Origin of the sequence: Pseudomonas sp. O230 (genome assembly GCF_045447035.1) — a bacterium.
Taxonomy (GTDB): Bacteria; Pseudomonadota; Gammaproteobacteria; order Pseudomonadales; family Pseudomonadaceae; genus Aquipseudomonas.
Genome location: NZ_JBJGXN010000021.1, coordinates 1 through 15,458 on the forward strand (window position 1 = coordinate 1; position 15,458 = coordinate 15,458).

General features: G+C 52.9%; 11 protein-coding genes, 1 tRNA gene and 1 pseudogene. 8 read left to right on the forward strand and 5 right to left on the reverse strand.

Annotated elements, in window-relative coordinates:
• Positions 1–370: pseudogene (locus ACI77H_RS29855) on the reverse strand (patatin family protein); the annotation flags it as partial.
• A 601-nt stretch (positions 371–971) separates the two neighbouring features.
• On the opposite strand from ACI77H_RS29855, the gene ACI77H_RS29860 reads away from it, so the two are divergent.
• From ACI77H_RS29860 to ACI77H_RS29870, 3 genes are all read left to right on the forward strand, one after another.
• A complete protein-coding gene (locus ACI77H_RS29860) occupies positions 972–1,742 on the forward strand; it encodes a TIR domain-containing protein (RefSeq protein WP_407015513.1) in 771 nt (256 codons plus the stop codon).
• A gap of 285 nt (positions 1,743–2,027) precedes the next feature.
• Positions 2,028–2,156 carry a hypothetical protein gene (locus tag ACI77H_RS29865; RefSeq protein WP_256575459.1) on the forward strand — a complete coding sequence of 43 codons (129 nt, stop codon included), beginning with the start codon at positions 2,028–2,030 and terminating at the stop codon, positions 2,154–2,156.
• Positions 2,157–2,720: 564 nt separating this feature from the next.
• Positions 2,721–2,794, forward strand: a tRNA-Thr gene (locus ACI77H_RS29870).
• Between the two features lie 291 nt (positions 2,795–3,085).
• Here the strand turns inward: ACI77H_RS29870 and ACI77H_RS29875 are convergent.
• Together ACI77H_RS29875 and ACI77H_RS29880 are read right to left on the reverse strand one after the other, a co-directional pair.
• Positions 3,086–4,699, reverse strand: a complete 1,614-nt coding sequence (locus ACI77H_RS29875) for a methyl-accepting chemotaxis protein (RefSeq protein ID WP_407015525.1) — start codon at positions 4,697–4,699, stop codon at positions 3,086–3,088.
• A gap of 483 nt (positions 4,700–5,182) precedes the next feature.
• Positions 5,183–6,103 (reverse strand): ketopantoate reductase family protein, encoded by a 921-nt coding sequence (locus ACI77H_RS29880; protein WP_407015515.1) that lies wholly within the window; start codon positions 6,101–6,103, stop codon positions 5,183–5,185.
• Positions 6,104–6,406: 303 nt separating this feature from the next.
• On the opposite strand from ACI77H_RS29880, the gene ACI77H_RS29885 reads away from it, so the two are divergent.
• Entirely contained in the window at positions 6,407–8,113 is a 1,707-nt protein-coding gene (locus ACI77H_RS29885; RefSeq protein ID WP_407015516.1) for a hypothetical protein, read from the forward strand.
• Positions 8,114–8,329: 216 nt separating this feature from the next.
• The gene (locus ACI77H_RS29890) at positions 8,330–9,382 is read left to right on the forward strand and encodes a phospholipase D family protein (RefSeq protein WP_407015518.1); all 1,053 of its coding nucleotides are present in this window, start codon (positions 8,330–8,332) and stop codon (positions 9,380–9,382) included.
• A gap of 503 nt (positions 9,383–9,885) precedes the next feature.
• Here ACI77H_RS29890 and ACI77H_RS29895 read toward each other — a convergent pair.
• Positions 9,886–10,797, reverse strand: coding sequence for an SDR family oxidoreductase (locus ACI77H_RS29895; RefSeq protein WP_407015519.1), 912 nt, complete (start codon positions 10,795–10,797; stop codon positions 9,886–9,888).
• Positions 10,798–10,870: 73 nt separating this feature from the next.
• Between ACI77H_RS29895 and ACI77H_RS29900 the strand changes: the two genes are divergently transcribed.
• Positions 10,871–11,791, forward strand: coding sequence for a LysR family transcriptional regulator (locus tag ACI77H_RS29900; RefSeq protein ID WP_407015520.1), 921 nt, complete (start codon positions 10,871–10,873; stop codon positions 11,789–11,791).
• Between the two features lie 552 nt (positions 11,792–12,343).
• On the opposite strand, the gene ACI77H_RS29905 is transcribed toward ACI77H_RS29900, so the two are convergent.
• The gene (locus ACI77H_RS29905) at positions 12,344–13,264 is read right to left on the reverse strand and encodes a LysR substrate-binding domain-containing protein (RefSeq protein WP_407015521.1); all 921 of its coding nucleotides are present in this window, start codon (positions 13,262–13,264) and stop codon (positions 12,344–12,346) included.
• Positions 13,265–13,557: 293 nt separating this feature from the next.
• On the opposite strand from ACI77H_RS29905, the gene ACI77H_RS29910 reads away from it, so the two are divergent.
• Together ACI77H_RS29910 and ACI77H_RS29915 are read left to right on the forward strand one after the other, a co-directional pair.
• Positions 13,558–14,469 carry an SDR family NAD(P)-dependent oxidoreductase gene (locus ACI77H_RS29910; RefSeq protein ID WP_407015522.1) on the forward strand — a complete coding sequence of 304 codons (912 nt, stop codon included), beginning with the start codon at positions 13,558–13,560 and terminating at the stop codon, positions 14,467–14,469.
• A 13-nt stretch (positions 14,470–14,482) separates the two neighbouring features.
• Positions 14,483–15,325, forward strand: a complete 843-nt coding sequence (locus tag ACI77H_RS29915) for an NAD(P)-dependent oxidoreductase (protein WP_407015523.1) — start codon at positions 14,483–14,485, stop codon at positions 15,323–15,325.
• Positions 15,326–15,458 lie beyond the last annotated feature (133 nt).

Sequence of the window (15,458 nt, forward strand, 5' to 3'; positions counted from 1 at the left end):
CGAGGGCTCCCGCGCTAATGCCTGTGACGACTTTAAACAAGGGACGAGTCCCATGAGTCGTCCATCCAGCAATCAGTCCCGCGGCGAATGCGCCCGCATCGCCACCACCGGAAACCGCCAGCATGTGAGCTAGCGGCAAGATATCGCCGAGCTTCCCAGCCTCGGCCAGTACTTGACTCTCGCGTTTGTTGGACTGCACTGCATCCTCAATGAAAGGAGTGCGGTCGTGGTCCAACCTGTAGCGAGCATTAGGGATGCCTGGGATGACGGCTTTTTCGGTTAAAGTTGGTGGGACAGCGTCTCGGCGTGGCATACACGCTTGAAGAAACATGTCCAGAGAGGCACCAGGTCTGAGCGGAAACTGCTTCAAATCGCCTCCTAGGGGATCTGCCGGTCGAGACTAAACGCGCTTATCTCTAACCAGAAAGTGATTACTTGTAGGCCTGAGCAGGCCACTTCCTTACTGGAACTTCTTTGCCTCGCACTCACCAGCAGACACATTGCTCGCCCATTTCCGCTATAACGAAACTCTGATCCTGGGCGATCAGAGCAACAAGTCGCCGAAATATTCGGCGTGCTTGGCTACGGCTGATCATATAGATCATGGCAGATGGTGTTCATGAGCGTAGTGACCTTCAGCCTTATGCGCACGCATCAAAGTGTCAGGAGTCGACCCATAGCACCGGTCAGCATCGGCAGAAATTGATCGATTTCCTCCGGTCATGGGTTCGATCATCATGGTTGAATCGGATGCAGTTGGCCGGTCAGGGAAAACGCAAAAGCCGGGCCAGGCTGCCATGCAATTACCAATGCATCTGAGGACTGACGTAAGAGATAAACGGGTGGGCAAGGGAGTACTGCTTCCCAATCGTGCTAGTGCATACGCACAGCAGTTGATCGTGTCCAGTCTCTCTGAACGCGCACAGTCCTTTTAAAGATGCAGAGCTAGCTTAAATCGAGGAGGTCGAGTAGTGAGCGATAAGACGCAGATTTTATTGTGTCCTAACTTGGAGGCCGATTGTTTGCCTGGCGAGGATTTGGCAATCGGTGACCTTGTGGTGATCGAAATTCCTGTCGGTGCTGGGGACTTTCTAGTGCAGGGTGATACGTACGTCACGCTTGAGTGCGATAAGGCGTCAATCGAACTGCCATCACCGCTATCTGGTCGGGTAGTGAAGATGTTCGTAAAGATCGGTGACAAGGTCACACCCAAGTCCCCTGTTATGGAGATCGAAGTTCTAAAAAACGTCATTCGCGATGACCTCTCAGCAGGGGCGCCAGCCCAGCACTTTCAAGGCCCGAGCACAGTATTCCTAGTTCACGGGCACAATGAGGCTATCCGCGAGATGTCGGCCCGGTTGCTTGAAAAGCTGGGCCTAAAGGTCATTATTCTCAATGAGCAGGCTAGCGCTAGCGACACTGTCATTGAGAAGTTGGAGCGATATGCCAATGTCCATTTCGCCGTGGTGCTCATGACGGCTGACGACGTAGGCGGCAAGAAGAATGTAGCGGACCAAACGCTGCAAGATCGTGCGAGACAGAACGTGGTCCTCGAACTGGGCTACTTCATGGGCAAGATCAATCGCAGGCGCGTTTGCGTTCTCTATGAGAAAGGAGTGGAACTGCCTTCGGACTACTATGGAGTGGTTTATATCGAGCTAGATAATGGCGGTGCTTGGCGCTACTCGCTCGCAAAGGAACTGAAGGGGGCCGGACTTGAGGTCGATCTCAATAGACTCTGAGCCACCGCCCACCCGTTTGAGACTGGTTAGCTCTATCAAAGAAGGAGTGTCACGAAAGAAAACGTTGCGGCCCTACGTATTTGCTGGTGGTTTTGTAGACACCTCCAACGACCGCTCTGGGCCGATTTCTGCCTGTCGCGAAGGGCAGCTATCAACCCAAAGCGGCCAGTCGCATAGAGAAATGGCCAGAAACAGCCATTCAGATGCCTATTGAAAGTATTCGTCCGTATCAATAAGATGATTCTGCAACAGCCAAAATCAATATTAACGTCAAGGAGAGATATTATGGCGCTTAAACCAGGCCCAAAGCCAATTGCTAAATCAACCGGCGAAGTTGATAAGCGTCGTCGTGACAATAAAGACACGCAAGGAAATAATCCCGACTTGAAACCTAGCAAGCCCTCGAAAAAATAGGTTGTCGCTGACAAAAGCTACTCTAATGGTAGCTTTTGTCATTGGGGTTTTTTGGGGGGCAATGCATAGCCTGTAATTTCTCTTAGTCTGACGCTCATTACGCGTTCTTTCAGCGCTAAAACGACTAATCGAATATCATCATTGCGGCATAGCCTAAGAGTTGAGTTACCCTGGGTTTTCTAGATAGCCTCCAAGATCACAGCGCATAACTTTGTCAGCTCTGCCGGTAACTGAACTGCCCTGTTTCGCAAAGAAACTGAGTGACCGCTTTTGGCTGTTCTCTGCCGGTCATGCCCACGAAACGTGTAGGTCAAATCCGATGCAATCGCTGGTCAGAACGAATGCGAATGCCGGGTCAAGTTGAATGCAGCGGGTGGGCAAGTGGAGTGCAATTTCCCAGTTATTGGAGGCATCCATTTTCTGAGCCCGAAGAAGCGTGAGCCGGAGCGTAGTGTGAACCGATGACTCAAGAGTCTGAGTACTGCTCGCGTTTTCGACGAACGTTTGTAGGGTGAGGGCTCATTGACGTGCTGTAGCTCTTTTGGCTAGCTTGACAGTAGTAGTGCCTCTTTAGCTCAGTTGGTAGAGCAGCTCATTCGTAATGAGAAGGTCACCAGTTCAATTCCGGTAAAGCGGCACAACCTACTAGTCTTACTTATGCCGCCCTCGTTCTTCTTTATCTCAAAGACGATCTGATCTGGGCATTGAAGTCTTCACCTTGTGCTCGCTTGGTAGTTCAGTGTCCAATTCACGTAAGCGGTGTATAGCATGACTTCCCTGGCTAGCAAGGAGTTGTTTAATATTGAAAAAATGATTGTAAGTGGATAATGGTTGCCAAATGGTTTTAGGTATATGGCCGCACCCGTTTTTTTGCAGGCAAACCTGCTCCCCCCCAAATACATGAGAGCTTGCTTGTCTGCGAGCAATATTTAAAACGCGAACGCCTTTAATGCCGTACGCAAACTTTGCGAAACACTCTGTAGTACTTCACCAGCGCCGGCGGTCGTGGCGGCGGAGCGGTTGCCGGCGTCGGCGAGTTGGCCAACTTCTTCCATACTGGAAGTGACTTTGCGCGAGGCGTTGGTGACTTCAATGGTGGCGGCGACAATCTCCAGCATCGCCTGAGTCGCTACCGCGATGCGGTCCTGAATGCCCATCAACGACTCACCAGCCGCCACCACCGTCTTGATGCCGACGTCGACGTCCCCAGCACTGCGCTGGATCGCTTGCACGGCACCTTCGATGCTGCGGCGGATGGCGTCGATCAACGACTCGATTTCCTTGGTCGCGTTAGTCGTGCGTTCGGCCAGCTTGCGCACTTCATCGGCGACCACGGCAAAGCCACGGCCTTGTTCACCGGCACGGGCGGCCTCGATGGCGGCGTTGAGCGCCAGTAAATTGGTTTGCCCGGCAATTTCACGAATGGTCTGTACGATGCCGCTGACCTTGTTCGATTGTGTGCCCAGGTCGGTAACCGAGGATTGCGTCTCGCGGCTGGCCGTCGCCAGGCGCTGCACGCTCTCTAGGCTTTCCAGGCGGGCGCTGTCACCGGCGCGAGCCTGATCATCCGCCTGGCCGACAGAGGTCTGTGCCGCCACCGCCTGTTTGGCGATGTGAGTGATGGTGTTGGAAATCTGTTCCATGGCCACACCTGTGGTCAGCGCCGACTCGGCGAGGCACGTGGAGTTTTCCTTCAGTTGCTCAAGTGCAATATTGACACTGCTGACCTGTACGTCCACCGATTCAGCGCCGGCGGCGGTATCGGCCACCAGCTTGCGAATGCGCTCCCGGGCTTCGGCTAGGCCGGCCAGGACGCTGCCGGCAATGGGAGGACGGTTATCGTTGCGCAGGTCACCTGAGGCGAAACGAGCCATTTCCTGGCGCAGTTCGGCAGGTTCGGCGCCGAGCAGAGTTTTGATCCGCCGGGCGACGAAGGTGTAGATCAGCCAGGCGACTAAGGTGCTCAGGCCGCCGACCAGCCCCAACAGCCAACGGGCGTTGCTGGAGGTGTTGCTCATCTCCACCAGTTGCGCGTCTGCGTAGGCGTTGGCGACTTGAACGGTTTTGTCTACGCCCAGACGGTGCAGGTCGTATGCGGCTTTCAGTTCCTCGAACGCGGTGTTGGCGGCCGCTTGATTGCCTTGTTGCAGAGCCGGAATGAAGTGTTTTTCAAGCGCGCTGAAATAAGAGTCGGAGGCTTTTTTTTGGGCGCCTAGTAGGCTGCCTTTAACTGCATCATTGAGGTTGGAGGCGAGCCAGTAAGCGTTGCGCGTATCGAAATCGGTGCGTAACTGATGAAGCTTGCTCAGCCCCTGCGCGGTGTCAATGCCGCTGTTCATCAGTTGATAGACGATCAAATGCGCTTCGATCACATACAACGGCGGCGGAAGAATGTCGGCCACTACGTCCTTGCCTTGCCCCATTTCAATCGCCGCCCGATCCATCTGACCGAACGCCGCGACGCCACCGACAAAGATCGCGCCAAAGCCCAGGCTGCAAGCGACCACCAGCAGCAACAACATACCTTTCACTGATCCCAGCATCGATTTCACAACAGATCCTCCCTGAATTTTAGTGGTGGCTAAGAGCCTTTATCGGCCATACGCTATCAAATCAAGAGGGCATGGGACTGATTTATTTCTGCGCTCTTTTATGACATGCGAAAAGCAAATCAACCTAGTTACGAGTCCTTGCTGAAAAACCTAGTTGTTGAAGTCAGCCTGAGTGGCTTGGATAAGGGAGACCTCTTTGGTTGGTAGCTTTCCTCATAGCGAGTTTATGCCTCTGGAGGTGAACCCCCTATGCGGAGGGTTCGCCAGTGGCGGGTCGCGTCGACCGTTTTCAATTCCTGCTACACATGTACCAGTGGTGCCGAGCGTTCCATTAAATCTGCTTTACGCCAGGAAGCACGTGAACGCTGAGGGGAATGCGATGCTCAGCCGAGTTAATCGAGCAACGCAGCCAAGGCCTCTCTCGAAAGGGCGAGAATAGTAACCCTCGAATTACGAGGCAGCGTCAGCAAAAGGTCACTTTTGTGACTGCAATTGGTATACGAGCAGGTTCGAATAAACCAGGGCCAGTACCGGTGCGTCCAAATCCTTAGTACTCGCTCGTGCCAGTAGATCACCAATGATCTGATCTGCTTCTATAGCTCGGCCAGCAACCAGGTCTCTGTACATAGAAGAAGTTTGTGGCGATCCTTCGAGGGTAAGCAGGCGACGGGCTTCCGCTAAGAAGGGCTCGCTCAACTGACAGCCCACTGCCTGGATAATTGTCACCACCTCGTCGATAACTGCGTTAGCAAAATCGCGTCCGCCTTTTACCGAGACGACATCACCAATGCTGCCTCTCATCAGGCAATTGATGCTTCCCATGGCCGCGAGCAGAGTCCATTTTTCCCACATGTCGCGGGAGATCGTATTCGATGTTTTGGCATCGAAGCCGGCATCGCGCATGAACTCGTGGACGTTGGCGACTCGATCAGAGTCGGTGCCATCCAACTCGCCATAGGCGATGTCGTTAAATGTTCCCTGTTGGACGATACGACCGCTCTCATCAAGGCTTGTCGCGACTTTGCATGCGCATCCCAGGAGGCGATCCTTGCCGAACTTTTCGGCGATCAATTCCATGTGACGCATTCCGTTGAGCAAGGGCAGGATCACGGTATCAGGGCCAACAGCAGCAGCCATATCTTCCAATGCTGACTCAAGCGCATAGGCTTTGACTGCAACCAAGACGATGTCAAATGGGCCCTGGATTTGGGCCGCGGTGACGAGCTGTGGCTCTATATCGATATCACCCGCGGGGCTTTTGACGTGAAGGCCATCCTGCTCAAGCTGAGCGAGTCGTTGGGGGCGAACGAGGAGCGTGACATCTCGTCCTGCCTTGGCGAGCTTCGCACCGAAAAAACCACCGGTCGATCCGGCCCCTACGATCAAAATGCGCATTGGGTGACTCCTGAATGAAGCATGACTAATTAGAATTGTAGTATGCGGGTATATACCCGTATATCAGGCAAAGCTACACGAAAATCGGAAAAATCAAAACGGGGGAAGAGCGGGGCAGCGTGTTGAGTAGCGAGCCAGGGGCGGCGTGAACTGAAAAATGTTGCCATCCACTGATGGAGTCTTGGGAGGGACGACTGAGTCGCGCAACAGGTCTACGACTAATGGCTATAAGCCATTAATTTAGCTTTTAGAGAACCAGCAAAGTGGATAGGATGATGTCTATTTGACATCAAGGAAGATCATATGGCCTGGCTACCAAGCAAAGCATCTCTAGCGTCTATGAAGGACGCCTTATCCGAAGCCACGAACCGGGTCAGCGAGTCTGTAGCTTCCTTTGATATCAAAGATGCTGCGCAGAGCGTGAAAAACAGCGCCGTTAGCGCTGCCGGAAAGACCAAAGAGACTTCCATCACCGCCTACGGTTTTACCAAGGAAAAAACGGTCGGAGCTTACGTCGCCGTTTCGGATAGTGTTCGTAACATCGATTATGAAGAGATGCGTCGAGCTGAGTTCTACAAAGATACATTCACTCAATACAAGGACCTAGGCACGGCTAAAGTGGCAGCTTCCTTTCGCGCTACTTTCGAGATAGAGAAAACAACGCTGGAGATGGTAGAGGGAATCCGCAAAGGCCTACCCGTGCCCGCCAAATCCATTGACGATATCTTTGACCAATGCAAGCGTGAAGCTATTCGCCGCACTGTCGCATCGTTCGCTTTGGGCGATGTCATGCGTGACGTCGACAATCATAGCGCTTCAAAATACGAAAATCTGTCGGACTCCTATAAAGCATTCTCAGGGCGCACCGGTGCAGCGATGTTCGATGATCCGAATTTTGCAGCAATGAAGGATGTGCGTTACGCAGCCCGTGAGACATGGACGCCTGAAGGCTACGAGAAGCTTGATAACGGGTATCACAAGGACCAGCAACTGGACCCCTGGGGCGCAGATATTGAGCATGTGATCGCTCGCAAGGATTACTACGAAGATCTACTGCTGCGCGCAGGTACTACGGATGATCAGTTCTTCAGCATCATCAATTCTAAGGAGAATCTGGTATTCGCAGATGACTCGCTCAATCGCTCGCTGCAAGACAAGAATATCTATAAATATCTCGAACAAAACGGGAGGCCGCGAGCCGACGATCCTGACCTGATTGACGTGACGATTCAGAAAACCGGTGAGGTAGTTACGGTTCGTAAATCAGATATCGATGAAGCCTTTAACAGGGCAGAAGACAATCGAAATGATCACCGTTGGGATGCAGCGGTAGAAATTGGATCGACCATAGCATTGACCGGTGCGACGATGGCCGCACAGCAAATCGTGGGTCTCATCGTGCTGGAAACCGTGGATATTTTCATCGATGAAATCCGCAACTTAACCGTCAACGGACGAATTTTTAATGAAGACGGCTGGCTACAGAACTCGAAGGATGCCACTGCACGTATCCAACAACGTCTAAGCGAACGGTTTGAAGAGAAGCAGATATGGGCGCGCGCACGAGCTGTCGGCCTGGAGGCTGGCGTCGCAGGGGCTCTGAGTGTGATACCACAGATACTCATTTCGTTGATCATCAAGATGCCAGCCTTCGTACTAGCACTAGTGCGTGAATGCACGCTGAGCCTGGTGCGCTGCATTCGTATCATGCTGAGCAAGGATGAGGCTAAGCTCGACGCAATTACGGTAGTGCTCGCGGGGACGGCCTCAGCAATTGTCGGCGTTTATGTCGGACGGGTGATCAGTAACGCAATGGCCGGTGTGCCGCTGCTGAACAAATTCAACTCTCAGATCACCAGCGTTTTAACTGGGGTTCTGGTTACCGCCGTACCGTTGACGGCCATTTACACGTTTGATCAGAACAAAAACAAATTCACTTTCGTCACGTCGCGCCTTGGAAGGTCTGCTGATGGGCAGCCAGGTGAAGCTCCTGAACCCGTTGCACCATAAGCGGCTGGCACAAGAATTGCCGCTCATTCGCTAATTTGCGTGTGGGCCGGGCGCAGCGGGTACTATCGCTATGGATTCGCTGGCCAACAAACTTCACACCGTCGCAACCATGTACCTCCCGGCTTCGCCGAAATTGACCAGCGGGTTGGGCTTCTCCTCGCAACCTTTGGTTTTTTGCGTGAGTTCCATCGATAGATTTGAGAAAAGGAATTCCTGATGTTTGTGGCGCCTGCTGACTATAAAGACCAGTTGAAAAGCTTGATCGCCGAAGAACAAAACTTGGATTTTGCCATCGCTTTCTGGGGGGACGGAGCAGAAAATTTGATTCCGCTGAATGCTGCTCGCTCTGTTCGCATCATCTGCAACCTGAGAACCGGCGGAACCAATCCCGCTGTCGTTCGATACTTTTTGTCAAAGATAAAGGATGGTAACTCTTCGCTTCAGATCAAACATTCGAGCCACCTGCATGCCAAAGTTGTCGTTGGTCAAAACCAGGCCCTGATTGGCTCGGCGAACATGTCTACGAATGGCTTAGGGCTTGAGGATGGAGCGTTAGCGCGTTGGATGGAGGCGGGTATCCATACTCGTAATTCTCAAGAGGTGGCGTCGGCACGGGAGTGGTTTATTTCCCTATGGGAGTCTGACGACGTCTCGACAATCGAAGATGAAGATCTCCTGGCTGCTCAGATAGCCTGGGATCGTAAGCAGAATGCTCGACCACCATTGGATGGCGACCCCAGGGCTCCATTTACGATGGGTCGGTTCAGCGTTGATGAACTCAAAGGTAGGCCTGCTTACGTCACAATTTATCGCAAATGGCTATCGAAGGAGGCTAGGGCGGCGCAGGAAGCAGAAGAACAGTCGGCGAAGTCAGCGATGAAGGACGCTGGCAAAATCCGGTGGTGGGCTTATGAGTGTTGGGACGGCCTCCCCCAAGCGCCGGCTGAGATGATCGGAATCTACTGGGGAACAAGAGGGAAGCTTTTAGTTGAAGGTGTGTGCAGGCTCCTAGAAAGCGATAGCGTTCCCTTTACCTACGACAATGGAGATGAGGGCTGGATCGAATTGGCAGCTCCGAAAAAGCAGCTGTTGGGTCGGCCATTCGACATCAAGGATGCCAAAGCGCTACAGGCCGAGCTTACCGATTTCATTGATGTGTTGTGGCATACGGCTGTAAAAACTGAAAACGGGGAGTATGCATGCGTGATCCATCTGGCTGAGATGGTTAGAGTTTGGGGGGAGTGGAGAGCAGCATCTAAGGCTCCTTGATAGAGCCTCGATCCGATAAAGCTTGAATGGCCAGTGGCTTTTTAGAATTAGAAAGCTAGCAAAACTCACTGGCATCGAATTCAAGACCTGCTTCCTTCATATACCTACGCATTGCTACCACTGACTAGATCACTCCGCTGGCGCGGATCCCATGCGTATTTGTTTTTCACCAGGCAATCACGCAAAGAGTTCCCGGTCGAGAATTTTACGCGGGTCTGTGTAGTCTGATGGGAAAATACAAGAGGAGCGGACATACCCGAGAAGCGCGGATCCAACGGCATCGAAAGGCTAACGCCGGTTTCGATTCTTTCAAGCTGTGGGGGGGGGATTTATTGTCCTACCGAGTGAGAAACACCGATGGATTGCGTTTATGAAAAAACTCGGTCCACTTTCACGCGGCAGCCTTGCCCGAGGTGCGATGATGGATCTCCTCAAATGGGATCATTGAGCGTGTGAGAGCCTCAACAGATCCCTCGAATATTATCGGAAGCCCAAATGATTATTTACAGTGAAAAAGCATCTCGTAGAATGCCATCAAGATCTTTCGGCTTACGTCCCAACAGTTTTTCAAGAGCAGGACCGCTCTGGTCGAAAGCGCCTTTATCGATCGCGTAACCCCAGCCGCTGAGGAATTTTGCGACCGCGGTAGGCCAGCCTTCAGCCTCTCGAGCGGCGATGAAATCTCCAATGGAAATCGGTTGGTACTTAACCACCTTCCCCGTCAGTCGAGCTAATCCGTCAGCGATTTCCTGGAATGACCATGTCTGTCCCGCATTCAGTAGGCAAGTACGATTTTCATACCCTGTTTGGGTTAACAGTTCAGCACCGGCCTCTGCCAGCTCGGCATAAGTGGCGAAGCTAGCTCGGCCTTTACCTGTTGGGGCGCTAAAGCCTTCTTGTGCCGCATTGACACCGATGAGTAAGGGCAAATCGTTAGCGTACAGGGGATGTTGAATAATCGTGTAGGTGAGGCCCGACTTCTTCAGCAATCGCTCGGTAGCGATATCGCTGTCCGTCACGCCTTCAATAGGTGCTAGCTCATCGTTGATCCGTTGAATACTGGTGTAAACAACATGGCGCACACCTGCCCGGCCGGCAGCAATGATCACGTTTTTATGCTGGGCAAGACGATCGCTGAACGCTACGGCTGACACCAAGTAGATTTTCTCTACTCCCTTGAAAGCTGCTACCAGCGAATCGTAGTCGGTGTAATCCCCGTAGCGTACCTCAATACCTAACTCGACCAGAGGCTTGGCCTTTTCAGTATCACGTGCCATTGCTACGACATCTGATGCTGGGATTTTTTGTACCAGTGAACGCAGGACGGCATTGCCCAATCTGCCAGTCGCGCCAGTAACTAGAATTTTTGCCATGGTGCTTTGCTTTCCAATCTTGATAGCCAGGTGGGAGGCCATGATGACCATTGCTTCAAGGATAAATTAGTCTTCAATAGGTAGAATTAGCTTCAACCAAAAGTTGGAGATGATTATGGAAAGCCTAGGTAATCTTGAGTCCTTCGTCCGCGCCGCGGAAGCCAGCAGCTTTTCCGAAGCGGCGCGGCGGATGGGAATTTCCTCTGCGGCCGTGAGTAAAAATGTGGCGCGGCTTGAAGCCAATCTGGGTACTCGCTTGTTCCAACGCAGTACTCGCAGCCTCACCCTGACTGAGGCGGGGGAGTTGTTCTATCAACAGGTCTCCGAAGGCCTTGAGACTATCCAAGGCGCCATCTCTCAATTAGGTGATACCCGAGAAGTTCCAGCAGGGAGATTGCGGGTCAATTTGTCACCGTCTTTGGCTTATGATTATGTACTGCCATTGCTCAAGACCTTTAAGCAGCGTTACCCCGCTGTAGTGCCAGATTGGCACTTGGAAATACGACGCGTGGATTTGATTCGCGAAGGTTTCGATGTCGCAATCGGTGGTGGGATGGAGCTGTCGCCTGGCGTCGTGGCACGAGAACTGGCCAAACTTCATCTCGTGGCCGTCGCCGCTCCGTCATGGCTTGAGGGCAAAACGCTACCCACTACGCCCAGCGATTTGCAGGGGGCGGATGGCATTGTAATGCGGTCGACCAACTCAGGGCGTTTGCTGGATTGGACGCTTCGTGACTCTGGAGAGGGACGCTTCGATCTCAACCTGAAACCAGCTGCGATAATGAACGACCCGGAAGCGCTATGCAGCTGTGCTGTGATGGGATTAGGTGTCGCGCTGCTACCCTTGGATCGCGCGTGGCCTAGGTTACAGCGCGGTGAGCTGATTCGATTATTGCCAGATTGGTATGTGGATCTAGGGGTTGTCTCGATTTATTACTCTTCCAAAAAATCTTTGCCGGCCAAAACTCGGGTGTTCGTCGATTTTCTGTTGGAGCATTTTCAACAATCGCTCTGCCAACACTTTCGTGCCGATTGACGCCTACGCCAATTGAGCCACCATGATGTCCGCAACACGCCGCCATTCGGCTTTGCTTAAAGATCAAGATCGAATTCACTGGATCCTCCCATTGATTCGGATGCCGCAGCTTTTCGACCAGTACTGGATTCAATTGAACAGAGGTTTGCCTGGTTCATTTCCGTCGGTGGAGCTGGCAAGGCAACTCAGCTTTTCGTTTCGAAGCTAACAAGAGAACACCTACGCAACTCGAGGCTGATGGACCTCTCGTTCTGAATGTTTGGTTTAAGCTTCATCGACAAGAAAGCGGGTACGTCATTGAGCTGACTGTCGCAATAAAGCGGCAACCATTTGCGCACGACGTCAGCGTTCATGCCGTGGCTCGGCGAACGCAGAGTATCGGCTGAACAAATGAATTAGCATCGACGTTTAGGGTCCTGCGGGGCCTTTTTTGACGGTAAACCAAGTTTGCTAGATATAAAGCGCAGGCCATATCACCTTCGCTAAAAATTCCTGGGACGGTAATGCGAAGGTAGGTAGATGGCGTAGGGCCTCCAGATTGAGTGTAAAAGCTCAGCCTTTCTTTTTCATGATTGAATTCCCCGACATAATCTCATGGACGACGTTGACGAAAGCCCTGAGTCCCGCTGGCATATGGCGATTCGCAGGATAGTAAAGGCGCAGCCCCGGGTACGAAGGAGTCCAGTCCTCCAGTACGCGGATGAGTCTTCCAGATGCAATATGGGCTGAAGCGGCGAAATCATTGGTCCAGGCTACCCCGGCGTCTTGCAGAGCAGCCTCTAACATCAGGTGGTGGCTGTCGAGCGTCAACGATCCGCTAACATCTACTGATTGCTCTTCACCACGCTTTTCGAATTCCCATTTGTAGATCGTGCCGCTGGGGAAGCGCACGCGTATGCAGTTATGTGCGAGGAGATCTGCCGGAACCTTTGGTTTTTTGCATTTCGCAAAGTACTGAGGGGAACCGACCACCGCAAAACGGAGTGGGGGAGTGATCGCAATGGCAATCATGTCCTGCGGAACGCTTTCCGCCAACCGTATGCCTGCGTCGAATCCACCAGCAACGATGTCAACAAGACTTCTATCGGTGACGATGTCTACCCGCATGTCTGGATAACGCCTTAGGTACTCCAGTACCACTGGAGTCAGAACCATTTGCGCAGCTCCTTCGGAGGTGTTCAGGCGTAGGGTGCCCGCCGGTGTATCGCGGAATTCGCTTACCGCCTCCATGGCCGCGGATATATCACGCAGAGCGGGCTGCACACGAACCAGAAATTGCTCCCCGGCTTCAGACAGAGAAACGCTTCGCGTGGTTCTGTGAAACAACCTTACGCCAAGGCGTTTCTCAAGTGTGGCGATCGCATGACTGAGTGCTGATGGCGACATTCCCAATTCCACGGCCGCACGACGAAAGCTGCGATGAGTAGAAACTGCGACCACGGCGTTAAGTTCGAGGAGTCCGGATTTCTGCATTGTGCTAATTCCTGCATCAGTTCATACGATATTAGCCTGATTGTTTGCGACAGTGCTGAGGCTTATCTTGGTCCGCAGCAACTTTACGCGGATCGGGCCTCATGGTGGGAATGTTGGCATCCCGAGCATTCAGGGATTTTTTCGGGCTCAGCAGGATCCGTTCGGTACTCGGTACTCGGTACTCGGTACTCGGTGCTGGTGCCTGGAATTGAAGGCAGTTTCATCTGCCGGTCATCCGGTGATCCCGCAAGTCAGTTCGACTCAACGGCCATTAAACATGCGAGGAATAGTTCATGACGCGTATCACTACACCATTCGGGTTTCATTCAACCGCACAAGAGGTCATTGAAGGGGTTGATCTCACTGGTAAACGGGCGATCGTAACGGGCGGGGCCTCCGGTATTGGTATTGAGACAGCGCGCGCATTGGTCAATGCCGGCGCAAGCGTGACGCTTGCAGTACGGCGTCCGGAAGCGGCGGAATCGGTAGCGGCCGAACTGCGCACAGAAGGCAGGGGTACCGTTGATATCCGTTCAATCGATCTGGCGGATCTGTCTTCTGTGAAATCGTTTGCTGAGTCTTGGTCAAAGCCACTTGATATCCTTGTCAATAACGCAGGGATCATGGCCGTTCCTGAACGGGAGTTGACTTCGCAAGGTTGGGAAATGCAGTTTGCGACCAACTTTCTCGGCCATTTTGCGCTCGTATTCGGGTTGCAAAACGCCTTGATCAAAGCCGAAGGCGCCCGAATTGTGTCGCTGAGTTCAAACGCTAATCTGTTAGGGCCAGTGGTTTTCGATGACATCAATTTCGACTTCCGCACATACGATGCTTTCGCGTCATATGCCCAGGCCAAATCGGCATGCGCGCTCATTGCCGTTGAGATCACCAGCCGATGGGCGGAGCGAGGCATTTTCGCCAACGCTTTGAACCCTGGGGCAATCGCAACCAACCTTCAGAAGCACACCGGTGGGCTCAAGACGCCAATTGAACGTCAGAAGAACGTGCAACAAGGTGCAGCTACATCGGTATTGCTTGCGGCGTCTCCGCTGTTGGAAGGCATTGGCGGTCGTTATTTCGAGGACTGTAATGAGGCGCTGGTAGTCACCAAACGGCCTGCCGATTACACGGGAGTGGCACCTTACGCCGTTGACCCTGAAAACGCGCAGCGGTTGTGGGAAGTTGCCACGCGGATGATAGGGTGAGGTCGTGTCCAGAATGACAACCTTGAAGGTAGGCTTCATCGGGCTCGGTGACCAAGGTGGTCCCATGGCTCAAGCAATCGCGGAGTCTGGATTTGATCTGCACATTTGGGCTCGCCGTCCCCAATCTTTGGAAGCCATAGCAGGGGCGCCTCACATCGTTGAAAAAACGGTACAGACGCTTGCCGAGAATTGCGATGTTGTCTGTCTCTGCCTCACTGACGACAAGGATATTGTAAGTCTTCTCAATAGCGGGCTACGGTGCGGGCTACGGTGCGGGCTTAAGGCCGGCGCCGTTCTTGTAAACCATGGCACCGGCGATCCGAGGGAAAGTCGCCGTCTGGCTGCTGAACTTCAACAGCAGGGAATCACGTACCTTGATGCTCCTGTAAGCGGAGGAAGACCAGGCGCGCAGGCACGTACGCTGACCACTATGGTGGGTGGCGAGTCGCAGGCCTTCTCCCAAATACGTCCAGTCTTCGAGACTTTCTCCCGGAAAGTCTCTCTGCTAGGACCTTCAGGCGCCGGCCAGATGGCGAAACTTCTGAATAACGCCTTGACCATGTCCAATCTGAAAAACGCGGTAGACGTCTTCAGCTTGGGTGAATCCATAGGTATGGACTTGGTACAGCTGCATGAGGTCATTACTGTGAGCAGCGGTTCGAGCACAGTTTTGCGAGCGATCAATAACGAGATCACCGCAGATATTGCACCGCATCTTCAGGGACTTATGCGCAAAGACATACAGCATTTTGCCGACGCTATTCTTGACGCTGGTTTGAATCCCCAAGACATGCATGACCGCTGCCTTGCAGGTGCTGATGGACTAGTGGAGCTGGTAGGACAGCTCGCCGTCTGAAGCCTGCCAATCAGAAACTTATATCGATGTCAGCTGGCGTAAACAAGGTGGGGGCTGCCCGGCTGCTCGGGTGCCCTGAACCTAGTGTGCTGGGCGCCTGGGCAGCGGAAGTGTTCAGGTTGTTGGCGAATGC